The sequence below is a fragment of the Streptomyces sp. NBC_01197 genome (assembly GCF_036010505.1).
Taxonomy (GTDB): Bacteria; Actinomycetota; Actinomycetes; order Streptomycetales; family Streptomycetaceae; genus Streptomyces.
The window spans coordinates 3,235,001-3,255,244 of the sequence record NZ_CP108569.1; the positions used below are offsets into that span (position 1 = coordinate 3,235,001).

The window sequence follows — 20,244 nt, forward strand, 5'->3', positions numbered from 1 at the left end:
CCGCTGCCTCTGCCGTTTCGGGCGGCCCCGGCGCTACAGTGGGGCTCATGATGACGCGTGCGTACACACTTCGGTGGCGGGCCGCCTGACGGCGACCTGCATGTACGCGTATGCGTTCAACGGCCGCCTCTCCGGCGGCCGTTCGTGTTTCTCCCTCCGGGAGCCGGCCGTGGTGACGGCGGCCCCTTCGAGAGGTGGAGAAATGACGCGGATCTTCAGTGGGGTCAAGCCGACCGGGCACCTGACGCTCGGGAACTACCTGGGCGCCGTACGCCGGTGGGCCGAGGACGACCAGTACCGGGCCGAAGCGCTGTTCTGTGTGGTGGACCTGCATGCGCTGACCATGGAGCACGATCCGGCCCGGGTGCGGAGACTGAGCCGGCAGGCGGCGACGCTGCTGCTGGCGGCCGGGCTGGATCCCGAGCAGTGCACCGTGTTCGTGCAGAGCCATGTCGACGAGCACACCCGGCTCTCGTATCTGATGGAGTGCACCGCCACGGACGGCGAGCTGCGCCGGATGATCCAGTACAAGGAGAAGAGCGCCCAGGCGAAAACGGCCGGGGACAGTGTGCGGCTCTCTCTGCTCACCTATCCGGCTCTGATGGCCGCGGACATCCTGGCGTACTCGGCCGACGAGGTTCCGGTCGGTGAGGACCAGACGCAGCATGTCGAGCTGACCCGGGATCTGGCCGTGCGGTTCAACCAGCGGTACGGGCACACCTTTGTGGTGCCGAAGGCCATCGAGCCCGCGGTGGCCGCGCGGGTCATGGACCTTCAGGACCCCACGTCGAAGATGGGGAAGTCGCACGCGTCGGGTGCGGGGATCGTCTATCTCCTGGACGAGCCCGATGTGGTGCACAAGAAGGTCATGCGGGCTGTGACCGACAGCGGTCAGGAAGTCGTCTACGACCGGGCCGAGAGCCCCGGGGTCGCCAATCTGCTGGAGGTGCTGGGGGCCTGTACGGGAAAGGAGCCCGAAGCGCTCGCCGGGACGTACTCGTCGTACGGGGCGCTGAAGAAGGACGCCGCCGACGCCGTGGTGGAGCTGCTCCGCCCGGTTCAGACGCGGCATGCGGCGCTGGTCGCCGAGCCCGGGTATCTGGAGGACGTCCTGAGGCGGGGTGCCGCGCGGGCGCGTGCGATGGCCCGGCCCACGGTGGATGCCGCGTACCGGGCCATCGGGCTGCTGGAGCCGTAGCCCTCGCCGGCTGGCGGTCAGCCGTTGCCGGAGGCCAGTTCGCGGCTGCGGTCGCGGGCCGCCTCCAGGGCGGCGATGAGAGCGGCCCGTACGCCGTGGCTCTCCAGCTCGCGGATCGCGTTGATCGTGGTGCCCGCCGGGCTGGTGACCGCCTCGCGCAGCTTCACCGGGTGTTCGCCGCTGTCCCTGAGCATCACGGCCGCGCCGATGGCCGCCTGCACGATCAGGTCGTGTGCCTGGGCGCGCGGCAGGCCGAGGAGGATGCCGGCGTCGGTCATCGCCTCGACCAGGTAGTAGAAGTACGCCGGGCCGGAGCCGGAGAGTGCGGTGGCCGCGTCCTGCTGGGTCTCCGGGACGCGGAGGGTCTTGCCCACGCCGCCGAAGATCTCGTCGGCGTGGGCCAGGTGTGCCTCCGTGGCGTGGCTGCCGGGCGAGATGACGGACATCGCCTCGTCCACCAGGGCGGGGGTGTTCGTCATGACCCGGACGACCGGGGTGCCTGCGGCGAGGCGCTCCTCGAAGAAGGAGGTGGGGATGCCGGCGGCTCCGCTGATGACCAGACGGTCCGCGGGTACGTGGGGGGCGAGCTCGTCGAGGAGCTTGCCCATGTCCTGCGGCTTCACCGTGAGGATGAGGATGTCGGCCCGCTCGGCCGCCTCCTGGTTGGTGACCGGTTCCACGCCGTAGCGGGTGCGGAGTTCTTCCGAACGGGCGGGGCGGCGGGTGGTGACGAGGAGGTTGGCGGCGGGCCAGCCTGCGCGGAGCATTCCGCTCAGGAGGGCCTCGCCGATCTTGCCTGTGCCTAGGACTGCGACTGTCTGGGCCATGGCTCTGTTCACCTCGCCGGTTGGGGCTTGCTGGCTGTCCGGCCGAATGGCCGGCAGGCCGGCTGCCTGCCTGTCCGTTCGGCTCTTGGGTCATCCTCGCATCGGGGTGGGGGGTGGCTGCGGGGATGTCCGACGGGTGGTACGTGGGGGCTCGCGCGGTGGGGCTTCGGCAAGCCCGTCCCACTGGTTACGCAGTCCGGCGGCGCAGTGTTGCCGCGCCCAGGGTCAGGACCAGGAGTGCGCAGCCTCCTACGATCCCGACGTCGCGTACGAACGTCGTCGTCATGGCGCCGTGGTGCAGTACCTGGTTCATCGCGTCCACCGCGTACGACATCGGCAGCACGTTGGAGAGGTCCTCCAGGACCGGCTGCATCTGGCCTCGTGGGGTGAACAGGCCGCAGAGCAGCAGCTGGGGGAAGATCACCGCCGGCATGAACTGGACTGCCTGGAACTCCGAGGCCGCGAACGCCGAGACGAACAGACCCAGCGCCGTGCCCAGCAGTGCGTCCAGGAGGGCCACCAGGAGCAGGAGCCAGGGGGAGCCCGTGACGTTCAGGTCCAGGAGCCAGACCGAGAGGGCCGTGGCCAGGGCGGACTGGACGATCGCCAGGAGGCCGAAGGCCAGCGCGTAACCGGCGATGATGTCGGCCTTGCCGATCGGCAGGGACAGCAGGCGTTCCAGGGTGCCCGACGTGCGTTCGCGCAGGGTCGCGATCGAAGTCACCAGGAACATCGTGATCAGCGGGAAGACGCCCAGGAGCGACGCGCCGATCGAGTTGAACGTCTGCGGGGAGGCGTCGAACACGTACCGCAGCAGCGTGATCATGGCGGCGGGGATCAGCAGCAGGAGCGCGATGGTGCGGGGGTCGTGGCGCAGTTGGCGCAGGACCCGGCTGGTGGTGGCGAGGGTGTGGGTGAGGTTCATCGGGCCGTCTCCCGTGCCGTGTCGACCAGGTGGAGGAAGGCCGCCTCGACGGTCGGGGCCTGGGTGCGGGTGCGCAGTTCGTCGGGGGTGCCCTCGGCCAGGATCTCGCCCTCGCGCATGAGGAGCAGGCGGTGGCAGCGTTCCGCCTCGTCCATGACGTGGGAGGACACGAGCAGGGTGGTGCCGGCGTCGGCCAGGGTGTGGAACAGGGTCCAGAGGTCTCTGCGCAGCACCGGGTCAAGTCCTACGGTCGGCTCGTCCAGGACCAGGAGTTCCGGAGTGCCGAGCAGGGCGGCCGCCAGCGAGACGCGGCTGCGCTGGCCGCCGGAGAGGTTGCCCGCCAAGGCGGTCGCGTGCGCGGCCAGGTCGACCTGTTCGAGGACGCGCGGGACGTTGGCTCGGGCGCCCAGGACCGAGGCGAAGTAGTCCAGGTTCTGGTGAACCGTGAGGTCGTCGTAGACGGACGGGGCCTGGGTCACGTAGCCGATGCGGCGGCGCAGCGGGGCGTCGCCCGCCGGGTGGTCCAGCACGGTGAGGGTGCCGGTGACCTTGGCCTGGGTGCCTGCAACCGCCCGCATCAGGGTGGACTTCCCGCAGCCGGACGGGCCGAGCAGACCGGTGATCCGGCCGCGGGGGACGGTGAAGTCCAGGTCGCGCAGGACGGCTCGGGAGCCCCTGACCACGGACAGGCCCCGGGCCTCGATGGCTTGTGGGGCCTGGGTGGGTTGTTGGGAGTGGCCTGCTGGAGGTGTGTCCGTTGCCGGTGCGGTGCTGTCGGACCGGGGCGAGCGGTGTGGTGGCGGTGCCGCCGGATGGTCCGGTGCACCGCTCGTAGAATTCATCATGTGATGAATATTTCTCCCGACAGGCGGTTCCGTCAAGGGAGCCCGCCTGCCGGGGGGCTGTCGCCGTCAGCGGATCGCCACGCAGAGGTCGACCGCGTACGCCTCGCGGACCATGCCCTGCGGGAAGAGCTCCCTCAGGACGGTGCGCTCCTGGTCGGCGAACTCCCTGGTGGCCTCCTCCCCCGCGACCAGGAACACGGAGTGGCTGGCCAGGTTGGCGAGGTGGGCGTCGATGGTGACCTCGCGGGTCCAGAGCACTGTGCGGTCCGCGAAGTCCAGGCCGTCGGCCTGGAGCGTTCGCCCGGCCGTGCCGTGTGCGCCGAACACGGTGTCGGAGCCGCCGAAGAAGCGACCGATCCTGTTCTTCTGGTCGGCGATCCACTGCACCCCGTGGTCCGAGACGTTCCACCAGAGGGCGAGCGCACCGCCGGGACGCAGGACGCGCATCGCCTCGGGTGCCGAACGGGCCGGGTCCGTCCAGTGCCAGGCCTGGGCGTACGTGATGAAGTCCGCCGACGCGTCGGCGAGCGGGAGGTTGTTCCCGTCGCCGCGCACCACCGGTACGCCGGGCAGCGTACGGCGGAACTGTTCCGCCATCCCGTCGCCCGGCTCGACCGCGACGACCCGGGCGCCGCGCTCGTGAAGGAGGGCGGTGGCTATACCGGTGCCCGCGCCGACGTCGGCGACCCGGGCGCCGGCCAGCGGGCGTCCCGCGAGTTCTTCCACGGCGTCGAGGAGGGCGGGCGGATAGGACGGGCGGTTCGCCGCATAGGCGGCTGCCGCCGCGTTGAAGGAGTGGGCGCGTGAGGTGGTTGTCATACGCCAATCCTGCCCGTGTCTCAGGGATTTGGCCCTCACGTGGGGGGTGCGTCAGGGGCATCCCCCATAGCCTCCGGCAGGTCGGCGGCGGACCGTTGAGGCATGACGCAGAACCTTGGGAAGTCCGGGCCGGAGATGTCCAGATCCGAGCAGCGCAGCCTGGCTGTCGCCTCCGCGACGCTCGGGCCGTGGCGGTCCGCCGCGGCCGTCGGCGCGATGGGCGGCGCGGTCTCGTACGGGATCTCGGCGCTCGCCGGAGGGACGGGGGTGCACTCCGTGACCACTGCGGTCTCCGTCGCGCTCTCCCTGTTCTTCATCGTGGGCGGCGCGGGGGCCGCGCTCGGCGGGCGGCAGGCGGCGCGGGTCGACCAGCGGATCAGGCGGTGGTCCGCCGCGCACCCCTGGCGGGTCGCGGCCGTGCCCGCGGTGCTGATGGCTCTCAGTGACGTGGTGGTCCGCCAACTGCTCGGATCGGAAAGCTTTTTCAGCAGTTTGGGGGACGCGGTGTGGCGCGGGGTTGTCGTCGGTGGGGTCGTGGGGCTGGTGGGGAGGTTCGGGGGGCGGCGGGGGTGACAGCGAACCGGGGTGGGGGGTGACAACGGGTCCGGGCGGGGGTGACGGTGCCGCCGGCGCTCCCTGACGGTGTCTCTGGTGCTCCCTTCGGGGAGGGCTAGTTCGCCGGTTTCCGTACGGCCGTGAGGTTGATGACGTACTCCTCCCGCACCCTGCCCTCCGGGAAGATCCGCAGCAGTTCCGCCCTCTCGTCCGCCAGGGCCGGGGCCGCATCCTTCTCCGGCGCGGCTGCCACGTATGAACGGCTGCTCAGCTGGGCGATGTGGGTGTCGATGTCCACCTCGCGCGACCACTGCAGGCGGCGGAAGGCCGGGGTCAGGCCGTCGTACAGGGTCTTGATGATCACGGGGGCCCTGGGCGCCGTCCCGTAGCGGTAGTACTCGGGGAGCCGCTTCTTCAGCCGTGCCTCCTGGTCCGCGGCCCAGCGGACGGACAGGTCCGGGACGTTCCACCAGAGGGCCAGCACCCCGCGCGGCTTCAGGACCCGCAGGGCTTCGGGAACCGAGCGGGTCGGTTCCGTCCAGTGCCAGGCCTGCGCGTACGTGACGAAGTCGGCGCGGCCCGAGGCGAGCGGGAGCGCGCCGCCCACACCCCGCACCAGCGGCACGCCCGGGAGGGCGGAGCGCAGCTGTGCGGCCATGCCGGGGCCCGGTTCGACCGCCACCACCTCGGCGCCGCGGTCCCGCAGCAGCCCGGTGGCGATGCCCGTGCCCGCGCCGACGTCGACCACGTACGCGCCCTTGAGCGGGCGGTGCGCCATCGCTTCCACGGCGTCGAAGAGCTCGGGCGGATATCCGGGGCGCGCTGCGGCGTACTGGGCGGCCACCCGGTCCGAGGACAGTGCGAGTTCCGTCATGTCTGACATCTTCATGTCCGACATCTTCGTGGCGGACGACCGCTGGGAACAGAGGCAGGGAAGGGGCAGGCGGGGCTCCGCGCCTGCGGTGCGGGCTGCCTGGTGGTGTACGTACGGCGCTCAGCCGCGCCTGGGCTTCGGCTTCCTGCGGGCTGCCGGGTTTCCGGCCCGGGCTCCCCGGCGCTTCTCGTACGCCGCTGCGGCCGTCTCGTACTCGGTACGGCGCAGTTGCTCGCCGGGAGCCTCGGTCAGGGAGCGGATGAAGTATGCGAGGAGCGAGCCGATGAAGCCGATCGCCTTCAGACTGCGCAGGGATTCCTCGCGGGCCGGATCGGCGGGGCGGCGGCGGAAGCCGTCCCAGGTGCGGGCGAAGGCGACAGCGCTGCAGACGGCGAAGACCGCCACGAAGAGGACGGACGCGAAGCTGCCGATGTCGGCGGTCTCGACACCCTGGTAGGCGAGCCGCATCACGAAGCACGCGGCGACCGTTGTGACCAGTGCGCCGACGGCGACCGCTGCGCGCCGCAGCCCGTATCCGCTGTCGTGGCCGACCCAGGTCGTACCGAAGAAGCGGATGGTCTCGGGCTGCGGCCCGCCGGGCGTACGGCCCTGGCCGGCCTGGCCGGTGCTGCCGGGCCTGCTGGGCTTGTCGGTCTTGCCGGCCTTGCCGGCCTTGTCGCCCGGAGCGGCGGTCTTCGCGGTGCCGTCGCCGTTGTCGCCGTTCTCGCCGTTGTCGCTCACGGGCCCGATTATCCCCCGCTGCCGGGCGGGGGATGAAGCCGGTGCGGCTCAGGCGGTGCGGTTCAGCCGCAGTGGGTCCACGGGCTGGTGTACGTGTACGTGCCGACGCCGGCCTCGATCATGCCGCCCCACTGCACGCAGGAGTTGGCGGCCTTGAGCCGCACCGGGCCCGCGTACGAGGAGTACCTGCCCTGGTCCTTGGCCTGGCCCTTGCCGTCGCCCTGGACGTCGAGCCAGGCCCCGGTGGGCATGGACATTCCCGCGGTCGCGCGGCTGTGGTCGGTGACGACGCAGTTGTAGCCGGTTTTCGAGTTGTAGAGGAGGTGGACGCGGGCGAATTCGACTCGCCCGTTGGTGAAGATGTGGGAATCGATCTCCCGGTAGCCGGAACCGCAGATGCTCGCCGGTGTGGCAGCAGGTGCTGCGGCGGGTGCGACGGCTGATGCCGCAGTGGGTGCCGCGGTCGCCGGGACGATCCCGATCGCCGCGAAGCCTCCGACGGCTGCCGCGATGACGGCCGGCCTCTGGATGAACTGACGGATGAGCCGACGGATCGGCTGACGGATCGGCCGACGGACGATCGACTGCCGACCGGTCGACTGACGGGCGGGCTGATGGACCGGCTGACGGGCGGGCTGACGCATGGTGCCCCCAATTGTGACCATGGCAGGGAAGGGGGCAGCGTAACGCACCGGCCCGGACACACACAGTGACGAAAAGGTGTGGGTCCGGGCCGGTGCGGCGGTTCGGGTGCGGCAGTCAGCCGAGCTTCGAGACGTCCCTGACGGCGCCGCGGTCGGCGCTGGTCGCCATGGCCGCGTACGCCTTCAGCGCCTGCGAGACCTTGCGCTCGCGGTTCTTCGGGGCGTACACGCCGTTCAGCGCGGCGCGTCGGGACGCCAGTTCCTCGTCGGAGACCAGGAGCTCGATGGAGCGGTCCGGGATGGCGATGCGGATGCGGTCGCCGTCCTCGACGAGCGCGATGGTGCCGCCCGCCGCCGCCTCGGGCGATGCGTGCCCGATCGACAGGCCCGATGTACCGCCGGAGAAGCGGCCGTCGGTGACCAGGGCGCAGACCTTGCCGAGGCCGCGGCCCTTGAGGAAGGACGTCGGGTAGAGCATCTCCTGCATACCGGGGCCTCCCTTGGGGCCCTCGTAGCGGATGACGACGACGTCGCCCGGGGCGATCTCCTTGCGGAGGATCTTGTCGACGGCCTCCTCCTGGGACTCGCAGACCACGGCAGGGCCCTCGAAGGTCCAGATCGACTCGTCGACGCCGGCCGTTTTCACGACGCAGCCGTCCACGGCGAGGTTGCCCTTGAGGACGGCGAGGCCGCCGTCCTTGGAGTACGCGTGCTCGGCGTCGCGGATGCAGCCGCCCGCCGCGTCCGTGTCGAGGGTGTCCCAGCGCTCGGACTGCGAGAACGCCTCGGCGGAGCGGACACAGCCGGGGGCCGCGTGCCACAGCTCGACCGCCTCGGCCGACGGGGAGCCGCCGCGCACGTCCCAGGTCTTCAGCCAGTCCGCCAGCGACGGGGAGTGCACCGAGTGCACGTCCTCGTTGAGCATGCCGCCCCGGTACAGCTCACCGAGGATGGCGGGGATACCGCCGGCCCGGTGCACGTCCTCCATGTAGTACGTGCCGCCGGGGGCGACGTTCGGCGCGACCTTGGACAGGCACGGGACGCGGCGCGAGACCTCGTCCATGTCGGCCAGACCGTACGGCAGTCCGGCCTCCTGCGCGGCTGCCAGCAGGTGCAGGATCGTGTTGGTCGAGCCGCCCATGGAGATGTCGAGCGCCATCGCGTTGTCGAAGGCGGCGCGGCCGGCGATGGCACGCGGCAGGACGCTCTCGTCGTCCTGCTCGTAGTGGCGCTTGGCGATCTCCACGACCGTGCGGCCGGCGTTCTCGTACAGCGCCTTGCGGGCGGTGTGGGTGGCGAGCACCGAGCCGTTGCCGGGGAGCGCCAGGCCGAGGGCCTCGGTCAGACAGTTCATCGAGTTGGCCGTGAACATGCCCGAGCAGCTGCCGCAGGTGGGGCAGGCGTTCTCCTCGATGCGGAGGATGTCCTCGTCCGAGACGTTCTCGTCGACCGCGTCGCTGATGGCGTTGACCAGGTCGAGCTTGCGGACCGTGCCGTCGACCAGGGTCGCCTTGCCGGCCTCCATCGGGCCGCCGGAGACGAAGACCGTGGGGATGTTGAGGCGCAGCGCGGCCATCAGCATTCCCGGCGTGATCTTGTCGCAGTTGGAGATGCAGATCAGGGCGTCCGCGCAGTGCGCCTCGACCATGTACTCGACGCTGTCCGCGATCAGGTCGCGCGAGGGGAGGCTGTAGAGCATCCCGCCGTGACCCATCGCGATGCCGTCGTCCACGGCGATGGTGTTGAACTCGCGGGGCACCGCGCCCGCCGCCTTGATCGCCTCGGAGACGATCCGGCCGACCGGCTGGAGGTGGGTGTGGCCCGGCACGAACTCGGTGAACGAGTTGGCGACCGCGATGATCGGCTTGCCGATGTCCTCGCTCGCTACGCCCGAGGCTCGCATGAGGGCACGGGCGCCCGCCATGTTGCGGCCGTGGGTGACTGTGCGGGACCTCAGCTCGGGCATCGTGGCTCGCTCCTTAGGCAGATGTGACTGCCGTCGAGCGTACGCCTGCCCTCCAAGATCCGGACACCTCGTCCGGATTACGGGACGGGTGCGGGGGTGGATCACGGGGTGGGACGCGGGAGGACAGGGGGCGGATCGCGGATCCGTCCCGGGACGGATCCAGAATGTTACGGGTGAGGAGTCCCGCCCGCCGGGCCGCCCGCGGGCCTCACTCCGTCAGATACCTCTGCAGCGTCGGGGCGACCATCGCCACGATGTCGTCCACCTCGGCCGATGCCATCGGCTCCACCTTGATCACGTACCGCAGCATCGCGATACCGACCATGTGCGAGGCCGCCAGCTCCGCCCGGAACTGCGGGTCCGGTACGTCGAGATCCGCCGCCACCCGTTCGAGTACGCGCTGGAACACGAAACCGCGCAGCACCTTCCCCGCCGCCTCGTGCGTCAGTGCCGAGCGGACGATCGCCAGCAGCGGGGTGCGGGTCGCCGGGTTCTCCCAGACGCCGAGGAAGTAGCGGGCCAGCCGCTCGCCGATGCGGTCGGGGCCCGCTTCGAGCAGCGAGGTGACGAACTGGGCGGGCTCCATCGTGACCTCGATCGCCGCCTCGAAGACCTCGTCCTTCGTGCCGAAGTAGTGGTGGACGAGCGCCGCGTCGACCCCGGCCGCCTTCGCGATACCGCGTACGGACGTCTTGTCGTACCCCCGCTCGGAGAACTCCCTGCGGGCCGATTCCAGGATGCGCGTCCGCGCCCCGCCGCCCTCGGCCGCCCGGTCGCGCGGCGGGCGGCCCCTGCGGCGGGCGGGGGCGGAATCGGCGCCGGCGGGGGCGCCGCTGTCGTCGCCTGCCGGGCCGGTGATGGGTGCCCTGGGTGTCACGGGTGGTGCACCCGGGTCGCCAGGTGGAGGCGGGTGAAGGCGAGGGCCTCCGCCAGGTCTGCCTCGCGTTCCGCGGTGGACATCGCGCGGCGGGTGTTGACCTCGATGACGACATGGCCGTCGAAGCCGCTGCCCGCGAGCCCTTCGAGCAGCTCCGCGCAGGGCTGCGTACCGCGTCCCGGCACCAGGTGCTCGTCCTTGCCGGAGCCGCGGCCGTCCGCGAGGTGCACATGGGCCAGCCGCGGGCCCATCCGGCCGATCATCGCCATCGCGTCGGTACGGGCGGTCGCCGTGTGCGAGAGGTCGGCCGTGAAGTGGCGGTAGTCGTCGCTCGTGACGTCCCAGTCGGGGGCGTACGCGAGCATCTCGCGGTCCCGGTAGCGCCACGGGTACATGTTCTCCACGGCGAACCGCACACCGGTCTCGTCCGCCATCCGCCAGATCCCGTCGACGAAGTCACGGGCGTACGAGCGCTGCCAGCGGAAGGGCGGGTGGACGACGACGGTGGACGCGCCGAGCCGCTCGGCGGCCGACCTGGCGCGCTGGAGCTTGGTCCAGGGGTCGGTGGACCAGACCCGCTGGGTGATCAGCAGACACGGCGCGTGTACGGCGAGTACCGGAATCCGGTGGTGGTCGGAGAGTCTGCGCAGCGCCTCGATGTCCTGGCTGACGGGGTCGGTCCACACCATGACCTCGACGCCGTCGTAGCCGAGGCGCGCGGCGATCTCGAAGGCCGTCGCCGTCGACTCCGGATACACGGACGCCGTGGACAGCGCGACCTTCGCATCCGGGATGCGCACCACTGGTTCTGCCACGGAGACAGCGTACGGGCCGCGCCCGGGGTCTTCCGTTCGGATCGGGCCGGATCGGGCCCGATCCGGACGGGGAGCCTACCGCACGGGCAGGTGGTCGAGGCGGCGCAGGATGACGCCCTCGCGCAGCGCCCAGGGGCAGACCTCCAGCTCCTCGACCCCGAGCAGGTCCATCGCACCCTCCGCGACCAGCGCTCCCGCGAGGATCTGGGGGGCGCGGTCGGCGGAGACGCCTGGCAGCCGGGCGCGCTCCGCCGAGGTCATCGCGGCGAGCCTGGGGACCCAGTCCTCAAGTGACTTACGACTCAGTCCGCGGGGCGCGTACGGGCCCTCACCGGAGCGCGCGGCGCCCGCGATGCGCGAAAGCTGCTTGAAGGTCTTGGAGGTCGCGACCACCCGGTCCGGCCTGCCGAAGCGGGTGAACTCCCCCACGGTCCTCGCGATCTCCGCGCGGACATGGCGGCGCAGCGCCCTGACGTCCTGCGGGTCGGGGGAATCGTCCGGCAGCCAGGCGTGGGTCAGCCGGCCGGCGCCGAGCGGCAGCGAGACGGCCGCGTCGGGGTCCTCGTCGATGCCGTACGCGATCTCCAGCGATCCGCCGCCGATGTCGAGCAGCAGCAGCCGGCCCGCGGACCAGCCGAACCAGCGGCGGGCCGCGAGAAAGGTGAGCCGGGCCTCGTCGGCGCCGGTGAGGACCTGGAGGTCGACGCCGGTCTCGTCGCGCACCCGGCTGAGGACGTGGTCGGCGTTGGTGGCCTCGCGCACGGCGGAGGTCGCGAACGACAGGACGCTCTCGGCGCCCTTGTCCTCAGCGGCCTGGAGGGCTTCGTTGACGGTGGCGACCAGCCGGTCTATGCCTTCGGGGCCGATCGCGCCTTCGCCGTCGAGCAGTTCGGCCAGGCGCAGCCCCACCTTGTGCGAGTGCGCGGGCAGCGGGCGGGCGCCGGGGTGGGCGTCGACCACCAGCAGGTGGACCGTGTTCGAACCGACGTCGAGGACTCCGAGTCTCATGGACGGAACGCTACTGGGCAGTGGCAAGCGGGTGGCCGTACGGGCTGAGAGGGGTGGTGTCCCCGTACGCTGGGTGCGTGCCAAAGACGAAAAAGGCGAAGCAGGACAAAGCCGCCAAGCAGCCGAAGCCGAAGAAGAACGACGAGCAGGGTCTGGACTTCGCCCGGGCCTGGGTCGAGTTCCCGGACCCCGCCGACGACGAACAGGTCTTCCGCTGCGACCTGACCTGGCTCACCTCGCGGTGGACCTGCATCTTCGGCAGCGGCTGCCAGGGCATCGAGGCGGGCCGCGCCGACGACGGCTGCTGCACGCTGGGGGCGCACTTCTCGGACGAGGACGACGAGCAGCGGGTGGCCGGTCATGTGGAACGGCTCACGCCGGACCTCTGGCAGTTCCACGACGTCGGTACGGAGACGGGCTGGGTCCAGCTCGACGAGGACGGGGAGCGCCAGACCCGGCGCTGGGAGGGTTCCTGCATCTTCCAGAACCGGCCCGGGTTCGCGGGTGGCGCGGGGTGCTCGCTGCACATCCTGGCGCTGCGGGAGGGCAAGGAGCCGCTGGAGACGAAGCCGGACGTCTGCTGGCAGCTGCCGGTCCGCCGGACGTACGACTGGATCGAGCGGCCCGACGAGTCGCGGGTGCTGCAGATCTCCATCGGCGAGTACGACCGGCGCGGCTGGGGCCCCGGCGGCCACGACCTGCACTGGTGGTGCACGTCGGCGACGTCCGCGCACGGCGCGGGTGACCCGGTCTATATGACGTACCGGCCGGAGCTGGTCGAGCTGATGGGCGCGCCTGCGTACGACCGCCTGGTGGAGCTGTGCGAGGAGCGGGTCGCCGCGCTGCTGCCGATGGCCCCGCACCCGGCCGACCCGCGGTAGGGCGGCGGCCGGCTGCTCGGTACGGCCTTCCCGTTACGACGGTGACGGCGGGCCCGGGGTCGACGGCGGTGATGTCGTCGGGGAGTCCGGGACGGACGGGGTGGGGCTGGGCGCCGGGGCCGACGAGGTCGGTGTCGGAGTGGGGGTCGGGCGGCCCGAAGGGGCCGGTCCGGTGGTCGGACCGTCCGACGGGGCCGGGCCGCCGTGGCCGTGGTGACCGTGGCCGTGCCCGCGGTGGTGGCTTCCGTCTGCCCGGCCGTACCCGTGGATCGAGACGACGGCGCCCGACGGGGCGATGGCGACCTGGGCCGACCAGGCGCCCGACGGTTCGCCGCGGCGGTCCACATACACCCGGACCGTGATCGAGCCGCCCGGCGACAGGACGCCCGACGAGCTGCTGAGGTAGAGCCACGGGGCGCTTCTGGTGGCCGACCAGGAGAGTGGGCGGTCTCCGCCGTTGGTCAGGGTGATCGAGGTACGGCCACCGGACGCGCGGGCCGCGACGGTGAGGCCGCCGGGGGCCGGCGAGCCGTCGCCCGCCTTCTTGTTCCCCGCGTCCGGACTGATGACCTCGACGGACACGTCCGGCGAACTGCTGTCGTCGGCGAACGGGGTGTGCTGGGTGCGGGCGTTGCCCGCGTTCTCGTAGTGGTCGTAGGGGCTCGCGCCGTTGCCGCTGGGCCCGTCGGCCTCGCTCGTCGTCACCGAACCGCCGTGCCCCTCGCCGGTGGAGGGCGCGTGGCGGTAGGCCACCCACAGGGCCAGCACCGGAGCGGCGACGACCGTGGCGACGACGGTGGTCGTCACGGCCCGCGAGCGCAGCCGGTCGCGGCGGGCGGCCCGGTCCTTCGGGTCCAGCGGGAAGCCCGTGCGGCCGAAGCGCGGGGCATGGCCACGGGGGGCGTGCAGCATCGCCGTGTACGCGGCGGATCGTTCCGCCACGACGAGCGGCAGGGCCGCAGGAGTGGCCGGTGGGACGGTGGAGCCGGGCCAGGGGCCCGCGGCTCCGGCGCGCTCGGCGACCCGGCGGCAGCGCGGGCAGTCGTCCACGTGCCGGACGAGTTCGCGGCGGAGCGCCGTGGAGAGCAGGACCCGGTTGTCGCCGGTGAGCCGGGCGACGCTCGGGCAGTTGCCGGTCTCGACGACGGCGAGGGCCGCACGGGTCCGCTCGACCTCGCAGGCTCCGGCGGCCAGCAGTTCACGGGCGGCCGCGGGCTCCAGGCCGAGTACGGCGGCGACTTCGCGCGGGCCGAGGCCGTGGCGTACCGCGAGCTCCAGCGCCTCGCGCTGCTCGGGGGTGGTGCCGGCGGCCTCGGGCCAGGCGAGGGTGGCGAGATCGCGGCGCTGCCGCTCGGCGGCCTCGGCGGCGCCCGGCTGCTCGGGCGCAGACGCGGGCTCCGGTGTACGGCCGGTGTGCGCGCCGGGGCGCAGCCTCTTCTGCTCGGCGAGCTTGCGCAGACAGGCCCAGCGCGCGAGGGCGTAGAGCCAGGCCCGGCGGCTCTGTTCGCCCGAGGGGCAGCGGCTGAACTGGCGTTCCGAGACGGCGAGCACCTCGCCGAGTACGGCGGTGGCCTCCGTGTGGTCGCACAGAACGGAGAGGCAGTAGGTGAAAAGGCCGTCCAGATATGCCTCGTAACGGACCGGCGGCCGCTGTTCCGTCGGGTGGGGGGCGCGCCGGTGCGCCCGGTGTGCGCCGGTGGTGTGTGTGGGGTTCTCCAGCCTGCTGCTCGTCACCCGGCGACGGTAGGCCGCCAATAGCCGCCTTCTAGCACCTCTTGAGGGCATTTAATCCTTACGGGTGAACGTATCCCTCAAAAGGGGACAGGAATCCCGGATTCCGGCCGCCGTCCCCGGCCGTGGGACCGCTGTCGGTGCGGCCGGTTACGGTGGCGCCATGGCCACCCGTGCGAAGACCAGAGAACGGCCGTCCTACCGCTGCACCGAGTGCGGGTACACGACGGCCAAGTGGCTGGGCCGCTGCCCCGAGTGCCAGACGTGGGGGACGGTCGAGGAGCAGGGCGGCGGGCCCGCCGTGCGGACGACCGCGGCCGGTCCGGTCAGCAGCGCCGCCGTCCCCATCGGCCAGGTCGACAGCCGGACGGCGACAGCGCGTTCGACCGGGGTCACCGAGCTGGACCGGGTACTCGGCGGCGGTCTGGTGCCGGGGGCCGTGGTGCTGCTCGCCGGAGAGCCGGGCGTCGGCAAGTCCACGCTGCTGCTCGACGTGGCGGCGAAGGCGGCGGGCTCCGACCACCGCACGCTCTACGTGACGGCCGAGGAGTCCGCGAGCCAGGTCAGGCTGCGCGCCGACCGGATCCACGCGATCAACGACCACCTCTATCTGGCCGCCGAGACGGACCTGGCGGCGGTGCTCGGCCATCTCGACGCTGTGAAGCCGTCCCTGCTGGTCCTGGACTCCGTACAGACGGTGGCCTCACCCGAACTGGACGGTGCGCCGGGCGGTATGGCGCAGGTGCGCGAGGTGGCGGGCGCGCTGATCCGCGCCTCCAAGGAGCGCGGGATGGCCACGCTGCTCGTCGGGCACGTCACGAAGGACGGCGCCATCGCCGGGCCCCGGCTCCTTGAGCACCTGGTGGACGTCGTGCTGTCCTTCGAGGGCGACCGGCACGCCCGGCTGCGGCTGGTCCGCGGCGTCAAGAACAGATACGGGGCGACCGACGAGGTCGGCTGCTTCGAGCTGCACGACGAGGGCATCACCGGGCTCGCCGATCCGAGCGGGCTGTTCCTGACGCGCCGTGACGAACCGGTGCCCGGGACGTGTCTGACGGTCACCCTGGAGGGCAAGCGCCCCCTGGTCGCCGAGGTCCAGGCGCTCACGGTCGACTCGCAGATCCCCTCACCCCGGCGCACCACCTCCGGCCTGGAGACCTCCCGGGTGTCGATGATGCTCGCCGTACTCGAACAGCGCGGCAGGATCAGCGCGCTCGGCAAGCGAGACATCTACACGGCGACGGTCGGCGGCGTGAAGCTCACCGAACCGGCCGCCGACCTGGCCGTCGCGCTCGCCCTGGCCTCCGCCGCCAGCGACGTCCCGCTCCCGAAGAACCTGGTGGCGATCGGTGAAGTGGGTCTCGCCGGCGAGGTCAGAAGGGTCACCGGCGTCCAGCGCAGGCTCGCCGAGGCGCACCGTCTCGGCTTCACCCACGCCCTCGTACCGACCGACCCGGGGAAGGTCCCCGCCGGGATGAAGGTCATCGAAGTGGCGGACATGGGGGACGCGCTGCGGGCCCTTCCGCGCCGTTCAAGGGCCCGCGCGCCCCAGGACGAGTGAGTGCGCCGGTAGACTTTGCCCTGGTCTCGCCTGTCCGTACGAGCCGGAGGAGTGCAGTGGCAGCCAATGACCGAGCAGCACCCGGGAGATCCGGCGGGAGCTCGTCCGGCAATGAATCGCTGATGCGGGCCACGCTGAGCGCTGTCGCGCCCGGTACCGCGCTGCGCGACGGCCTGGAGCGGATCCTCCGCGGGAACACCGGCGGCCTGATCGTCCTGGGCATGGACAAGAGCGTCGAAGCGATGTGCACCGGCGGTTTCGTCATGGACGTGGAGTTCGCCGCGACCCGCCTGCGGGAGCTGTGCAAGCTCGACGGCGCGCTGATCCTCGACAAGGATCTGACCAAGATCCTCCGGGCCGGTGTCCAGCTGGTCCCCGACGCGTCGATCCCCACCGAGGAGACCGGCACCCGCCACCGCACGGCGGACCGGGTCTCCAAGCAGTGCGGCTTCCCCGTCGTCTCCGTATCGCAGTCGATGCACCTGATCGCGCTGTACGTGGACGGGGAGCGCCGGGTGCTGGAGGAGTCGGCGGCGATCCTGTCCCGCGCCAACCAGGCCCTGGCCACGCTGGAGCGGTACAAGCTCCGGCTGGACGAGGTGGCGGGCACCCTGTCCGCGCTGGAGATCGAGGACCTGGTGACGGTCCGCGACGTGACGGCGGTCGCGCAGCGTCTTGAGATGGTCCGGCGGATCGCCACCGAGATCGCCGAGTACGTGGTGGAGCTGGGCACCGACGGCCGGCTGCTCTCCCTCCAGCTGGACGAGCTGATCGCGGGGGTCGAGCCGGAGCGGGAGCTGGTGGTCAGGGACTACGTGCCGGAGCCGACGTCCCCCAGAGCTGCCTCCGGGAAGGGCCCTCAGCGTTCGCGTACGGTCACCGAGGCTCTGGTCGACCTCAACACGCTCAGCCACACAGAGCTGCTCGAACTGCCCGTGGTGGCAAGGGCGCTGGGGTACAGCGGCTCCCCGGAGACGCTCGACTCGGCGGTGTCGCCGCGCGGGTACCGGCTGCTGGCCAAGGTGCCGAGGCTGCCCGGGGCGATCATCGAGCGGCTGGTCGAGCACTTCGGCGGCCTGCAGAAGCTGCTCGCTGCGAGCGTGGACGATCTGCAGACGGTGGACGGAGTCGGCGAGGCGCGGGCCCGTAGCGTCCGGGAAGGGCTTTCGCGGCTCGCGGAGTCGTCGATCCTGGAGCGGTACGTCTAGGCAGTGGCCTGGGGGGTGGGGCTCGGGCTTCTTCGGGGCTCCGCCCCGACCACCCGCTCCCCTCAGTCCTTCGTCAGGACCACTGATGTCTGCTTCACCGGCATTCCCGGAGCCTTCGCCTCGACCAGGTAGGTGCCCGCGCCTGCCGTCTGCGGGCCCGGCTTCGTGCACTTCGGGGCCGTCGTCTTGCGGTCCCATTCCACCGTGTGCTTGATGGTGCTGTTGGCCGGGACCTGGAGGAGCAGGGAGCCGCCGTGCACCGGGCAGTCCTTGGACGACCAGACGGCATGGTCGTCGGTGGTCGACGTGATCGTGAGCACAGTGGCCTTCGGGCCGAAGTCGACCTTGCAGGCCGTCCCCGAGGTGTTCTTGGCGATCAGGTCGAACTTCAGCTTCTCACCGGGGGGATAGCTGTTCTTGGGGTTGTGCAGCGTCAACTGGACCGAGCCCGCAGTGCAGTTGGGGAGCGTGGAGCCCGCGGGGACCTGCCGGCCGTCGGCGGCTCCCGCGGCGTCCGCGCCCGAACCACCGCTACCGCCCGTGCCGTTGGCTCCGGAACCACTGCCCGAGTCCGTACCGCCGGACCCGCTGTCCGCGCCGCCGGAACCGCCCGCACCGGAACCCGATCCGGAACCCGCGTCCGAACCGGAGGACGAGCCCGATCCGCCCGAACTGCCCGACCCGCCGGTCCCGCCCGGGGCTTGACTGATCGCGGGGCCTGTTCCGGAAGGGCCCGGGGTGATGGAGGGGGCGGGATTGGCCCCCTTCGCGCCCGAACTGCCGTGCTTTCCGCCGCCGCCCGATGTCACCATCCACACGACGAGAAGGGCGAGCAGCGCAACCAGAGTCGCCGCTACTGCCCTCCGTCGCCAGTAGATGGAGGAGGGAAGCGGCCCGACCGGATTGCGCATAGATCCCACGGCGCAAACTGTACGAGAGATCAGACCCAACTCAGGCCCCACCCGCCGCCGTCCGTACAACTTTTACGGATCATCATTCCGCAGACCACGCCCGGTGCCCCCGTCACGGGCCGCACAGGGCGGGCAAGATCGCTCGCGGTCACCGCTCCGGGATGATCCATACTGTCCGTCACCATGGACAGTTCTTCCGAGCTCTACCGAAATATCGTCGAATTCGCGCACTCCACGCCCTCCTGGGTGCAGCAGCTCATGGAGCTGTGGACCGAGGGCGGACTGCTGCTCTTCGCCGTGCTGTTCGTCCTCGTCTGGTGGCGGGCGCGTACGGCGTCCGCGCAGGCGATGGCGCTGGCGCTGATCGCTCCGCTGGGAACCGCCATCGCGTACGTCCTCAGCGAAGTGCTCAAGTCGGTGATCCACGAGGAGCGCCCGTGCCGGGCCGTGGCCGGGGCGTTGAAACCGCTGATCGACTGCCCGGCGCCCGGTGACTGGTCCTTCCCCAGCAATCACTCGATCATCGCTGCCGCCGCTGCGGTCGGTCTCTCCGTCGCCATGGTGCGGCTGGTCTGGCTGACCGTGCCGGTCGCGGTGCTGATGGCCTTCTCACGGGTCTTCGTCGGTGTGCACTATCCGCATGACGTGATCGTCGGGCTGCTGCTCGGCGCGCTGATCGGGCTGCTCGTCATCGAGGGGCTGACCCGGCCCGTACGGTCGCTGGTGGAGACGGTGCGGTCGAGCGACATCCGCGCGGCGGCATGGTTCGTGGGGCCGGGTGCCCCGAACTGAGAGGATCGGATGTGCCATGACTGCAACCACTGAGACAGCGACCACAGCGACTACACCGACCACACAGACGACTCCGACTACACCGACGCCCCCGAGGCCTTCGACAACTTCGGGTTCCGCCCCGGCCGCTGCGTCCCCTGCCGGGCCGCCGGACGCCGGCGCCGCTGCCGGACTGCACTCCTCCGTCATCACCTGGTTCGGCGCGAACGCCCGCGATCTGCCCTGGCGCCGCCCCGAGGCGGGCGCCTGGGGGGTCATGGTCAGCGAGTTCATGCTCCAGCAGACCCCTGTCGTACGGGTGCTGCCGGTGTACGAACAGTGGCTGGACCGCTGGCCGCGCCCGGCCGATCTGGCGGCCGAGGCCCCCGGTGAGGCGGTCCGCGCCTGGGGCAGGCTCGGATATCCGCGCCGCGCCCTGCGCCTGCACGGGGCGGCCCAGGCCATCACGGAGCGGCACGGCGGCGAGGTGCCGTCCGAGCACGGGCAGCTGATCTCGCTGCCCGGGATCGGCGAGTACACCGCGGCGGCGGTCGCCTCCTTCGCGTACGGCCGGCGCCATGCGGTCCTGGACACCAATGTGCGGCGGGTCTTCGCCCGTGCGGTCAGCGGCGTCGAGTATCCGCCGAACGCCACCACGGCCGCCGAGCGCAAGCTCGCCCGCACCCTGCTCCCCGACGACGAGACCACCGCGGCCCGCTGGGCCGCGGCCTCCATGGAGCTGGGCGCGCTGGTCTGCACCGCCAAGAGCCCCGAGTGCGGGCGCTGCCCCATCGCCGGGCAGTGCGCCTGGCGGCTGGCCGGCAAACCGGCGCACGCGGGCGCGGCGCGGCGCGGCCAGACGTACGCCGGTACGGACCGCCAGGTGCGCGGAAAGCTGCTCGCGGTGCTGCGGGACACGTCGGCTCCCGTACCGCAGTCGCAGCTCGACGCGGTGTGGCACGATCCGGTACAGCGGGCCAGGGCGCTGGACGGGCTGGTCTCCGACGGGCTGGTCGAGCCGCTGGCGGGCGGGGTCTACCGGCTCCCGCTGACCTGATCCGACTGTCCGGATCCGCCTGTTTCCGTT

19 protein-coding genes and 1 pseudogene are annotated in these 20,244 nt (G+C 71.6%); 7 read left to right on the top strand and 13 right to left on the bottom strand.

Translation table 11 applies throughout. The features are described 5' to 3' along the window. Positions 1-202: 202 nt before the first annotated feature. The gene (trpS, locus tag OG452_RS14690; protein ID WP_327296045.1) at positions 203-1,198 is read left to right on the top strand and encodes a tryptophan--tRNA ligase; all 996 of its coding nucleotides are present in this window, start codon (positions 203-205) and stop codon (positions 1,196-1,198) included. Positions 1,199-1,215: 17 nt separating this feature from the next. On the opposite strand, the gene proC is transcribed toward trpS, so the two are convergent. The 4 genes and pseudogenes from proC to OG452_RS14710 all read right to left on the bottom strand — a co-directional run bounded on the left by proC (position 1,216) and on the right by OG452_RS14710 (position 4,614). Next, the gene (proC, locus tag OG452_RS14695; protein WP_327296046.1) at positions 1,216-2,025 is read right to left on the bottom strand and encodes a pyrroline-5-carboxylate reductase; all 810 of its coding nucleotides are present in this window, start codon (positions 2,023-2,025) and stop codon (positions 1,216-1,218) included. Positions 2,026-2,212: 187 nt separating this feature from the next. Next, positions 2,213-2,950, bottom strand: coding sequence for an ABC transporter permease (locus OG452_RS14700; RefSeq protein WP_327296047.1), 738 nt, complete (start codon positions 2,948-2,950; stop codon positions 2,213-2,215). Positions 2,951-3,185: 235 nt separating this feature from the next. Beyond that, positions 3,186-3,795: pseudogene (locus OG452_RS14705) on the bottom strand (ABC transporter ATP-binding protein); the annotation flags it as partial. Positions 3,796-3,861: 66 nt separating this feature from the next. Next, positions 3,862-4,614: a class I SAM-dependent methyltransferase gene (locus OG452_RS14710; protein WP_327296049.1), complete on the bottom strand. Its 753-nt coding sequence runs from the start codon at positions 4,612-4,614 to the stop codon at positions 3,862-3,864. A gap of 102 nt (positions 4,615-4,716) precedes the next feature. Between OG452_RS14710 and OG452_RS14715 the strand changes: the two genes are divergently transcribed. Beyond that, the gene (locus OG452_RS14715; protein ID WP_327296050.1) at positions 4,717-5,187 is read left to right on the top strand and encodes a hypothetical protein; all 471 of its coding nucleotides are present in this window, start codon (positions 4,717-4,719) and stop codon (positions 5,185-5,187) included. A gap of 97 nt (positions 5,188-5,284) precedes the next feature. Here the strand turns inward: OG452_RS14715 and OG452_RS14720 are convergent, their stop codons facing one another. From OG452_RS14720 to OG452_RS14750, 7 genes are all read right to left on the bottom strand, one after another. Beyond that, on the bottom strand, positions 5,285-6,043 hold the full coding sequence (locus OG452_RS14720; RefSeq protein ID WP_327296051.1) for a class I SAM-dependent methyltransferase: 759 nt from the start codon (positions 6,041-6,043) through the stop codon (positions 5,285-5,287). Positions 6,044-6,163: 120 nt separating this feature from the next. Further along, entirely contained in the window at positions 6,164-6,784 is a 621-nt protein-coding gene (locus OG452_RS14725; RefSeq protein ID WP_442810012.1) for a hypothetical protein, read from the bottom strand. Positions 6,785-6,846: 62 nt separating this feature from the next. Then, positions 6,847-7,428: a hypothetical protein gene (locus OG452_RS14730; RefSeq protein WP_327296052.1), complete on the bottom strand. Its 582-nt coding sequence runs from the start codon at positions 7,426-7,428 to the stop codon at positions 6,847-6,849. Between the two features lie 115 nt (positions 7,429-7,543). Then, the gene (ilvD, locus tag OG452_RS14735) at positions 7,544-9,394 is read right to left on the bottom strand and encodes a dihydroxy-acid dehydratase (protein ID WP_327296053.1); all 1,851 of its coding nucleotides are present in this window, start codon (positions 9,392-9,394) and stop codon (positions 7,544-7,546) included. A gap of 208 nt (positions 9,395-9,602) precedes the next feature. Beyond that, positions 9,603-10,253 (bottom strand): TetR/AcrR family transcriptional regulator, encoded by a 651-nt coding sequence (locus OG452_RS14740; protein WP_327299635.1) that lies wholly within the window; start codon positions 10,251-10,253, stop codon positions 9,603-9,605. Positions 10,254-10,267: 14 nt separating this feature from the next. Then, positions 10,268-11,086 (bottom strand): sugar phosphate isomerase/epimerase family protein, encoded by an 819-nt coding sequence (locus tag OG452_RS14745; RefSeq protein ID WP_327296054.1) that lies wholly within the window; start codon positions 11,084-11,086, stop codon positions 10,268-10,270. Between the two features lie 75 nt (positions 11,087-11,161). Further along, the gene (locus OG452_RS14750; protein ID WP_327296055.1) at positions 11,162-12,094 is read right to left on the bottom strand and encodes a Ppx/GppA phosphatase family protein; all 933 of its coding nucleotides are present in this window, start codon (positions 12,092-12,094) and stop codon (positions 11,162-11,164) included. A 77-nt stretch (positions 12,095-12,171) separates the two neighbouring features. On the opposite strand from OG452_RS14750, the gene OG452_RS14755 reads away from it, so the two are divergent. After that, positions 12,172-12,975, top strand: coding sequence for a hypothetical protein (locus tag OG452_RS14755; protein WP_327296056.1), 804 nt, complete (start codon positions 12,172-12,174; stop codon positions 12,973-12,975). Between the two features lie 33 nt (positions 12,976-13,008). On the opposite strand, the gene OG452_RS14760 is transcribed toward OG452_RS14755, so the two are convergent. Further along, positions 13,009-14,709, bottom strand: coding sequence for a BACON domain-containing protein (locus OG452_RS14760; protein ID WP_327296057.1), 1,701 nt, complete (start codon positions 14,707-14,709; stop codon positions 13,009-13,011). 160 nt (positions 14,710-14,869) lie between these two features. Between OG452_RS14760 and radA the strand changes: the two genes are divergently transcribed. Both radA and disA read left to right on the top strand, forming a co-directional pair. Then, positions 14,870-16,267, top strand: a complete 1,398-nt coding sequence (radA, locus tag OG452_RS14765) for a DNA repair protein RadA (RefSeq protein ID WP_327296058.1) — start codon at positions 14,870-14,872, stop codon at positions 16,265-16,267. 56 nt (positions 16,268-16,323) lie between these two features. After that, positions 16,324-17,475, top strand: coding sequence for a DNA integrity scanning diadenylate cyclase DisA (gene disA / locus OG452_RS14770; protein ID WP_327296059.1), 1,152 nt, complete (start codon positions 16,324-16,326; stop codon positions 17,473-17,475). A 62-nt stretch (positions 17,476-17,537) separates the two neighbouring features. Here disA and OG452_RS14775 read toward each other — a convergent pair whose 3' ends face one another. Further along, on the bottom strand, positions 17,538-18,386 hold the full coding sequence (locus OG452_RS14775; protein WP_327299636.1) for a hypothetical protein: 849 nt from the start codon (positions 18,384-18,386) through the stop codon (positions 17,538-17,540). A gap of 183 nt (positions 18,387-18,569) precedes the next feature. Between OG452_RS14775 and OG452_RS14780 the strand changes: the two genes are divergently transcribed. Then, complete coding sequence (locus OG452_RS14780) at positions 18,570-19,178, top strand: phosphatase PAP2 family protein (RefSeq protein ID WP_327296060.1); 609 nt, start codon at positions 18,570-18,572, stop codon at positions 19,176-19,178. A gap of 16 nt (positions 19,179-19,194) precedes the next feature. After that, the gene (locus OG452_RS14785; protein ID WP_327296061.1) at positions 19,195-20,214 is read left to right on the top strand and encodes an A/G-specific adenine glycosylase; all 1,020 of its coding nucleotides are present in this window, start codon (positions 19,195-19,197) and stop codon (positions 20,212-20,214) included. The last annotated feature ends 30 nt before the right edge of the window (positions 20,215-20,244 follow it).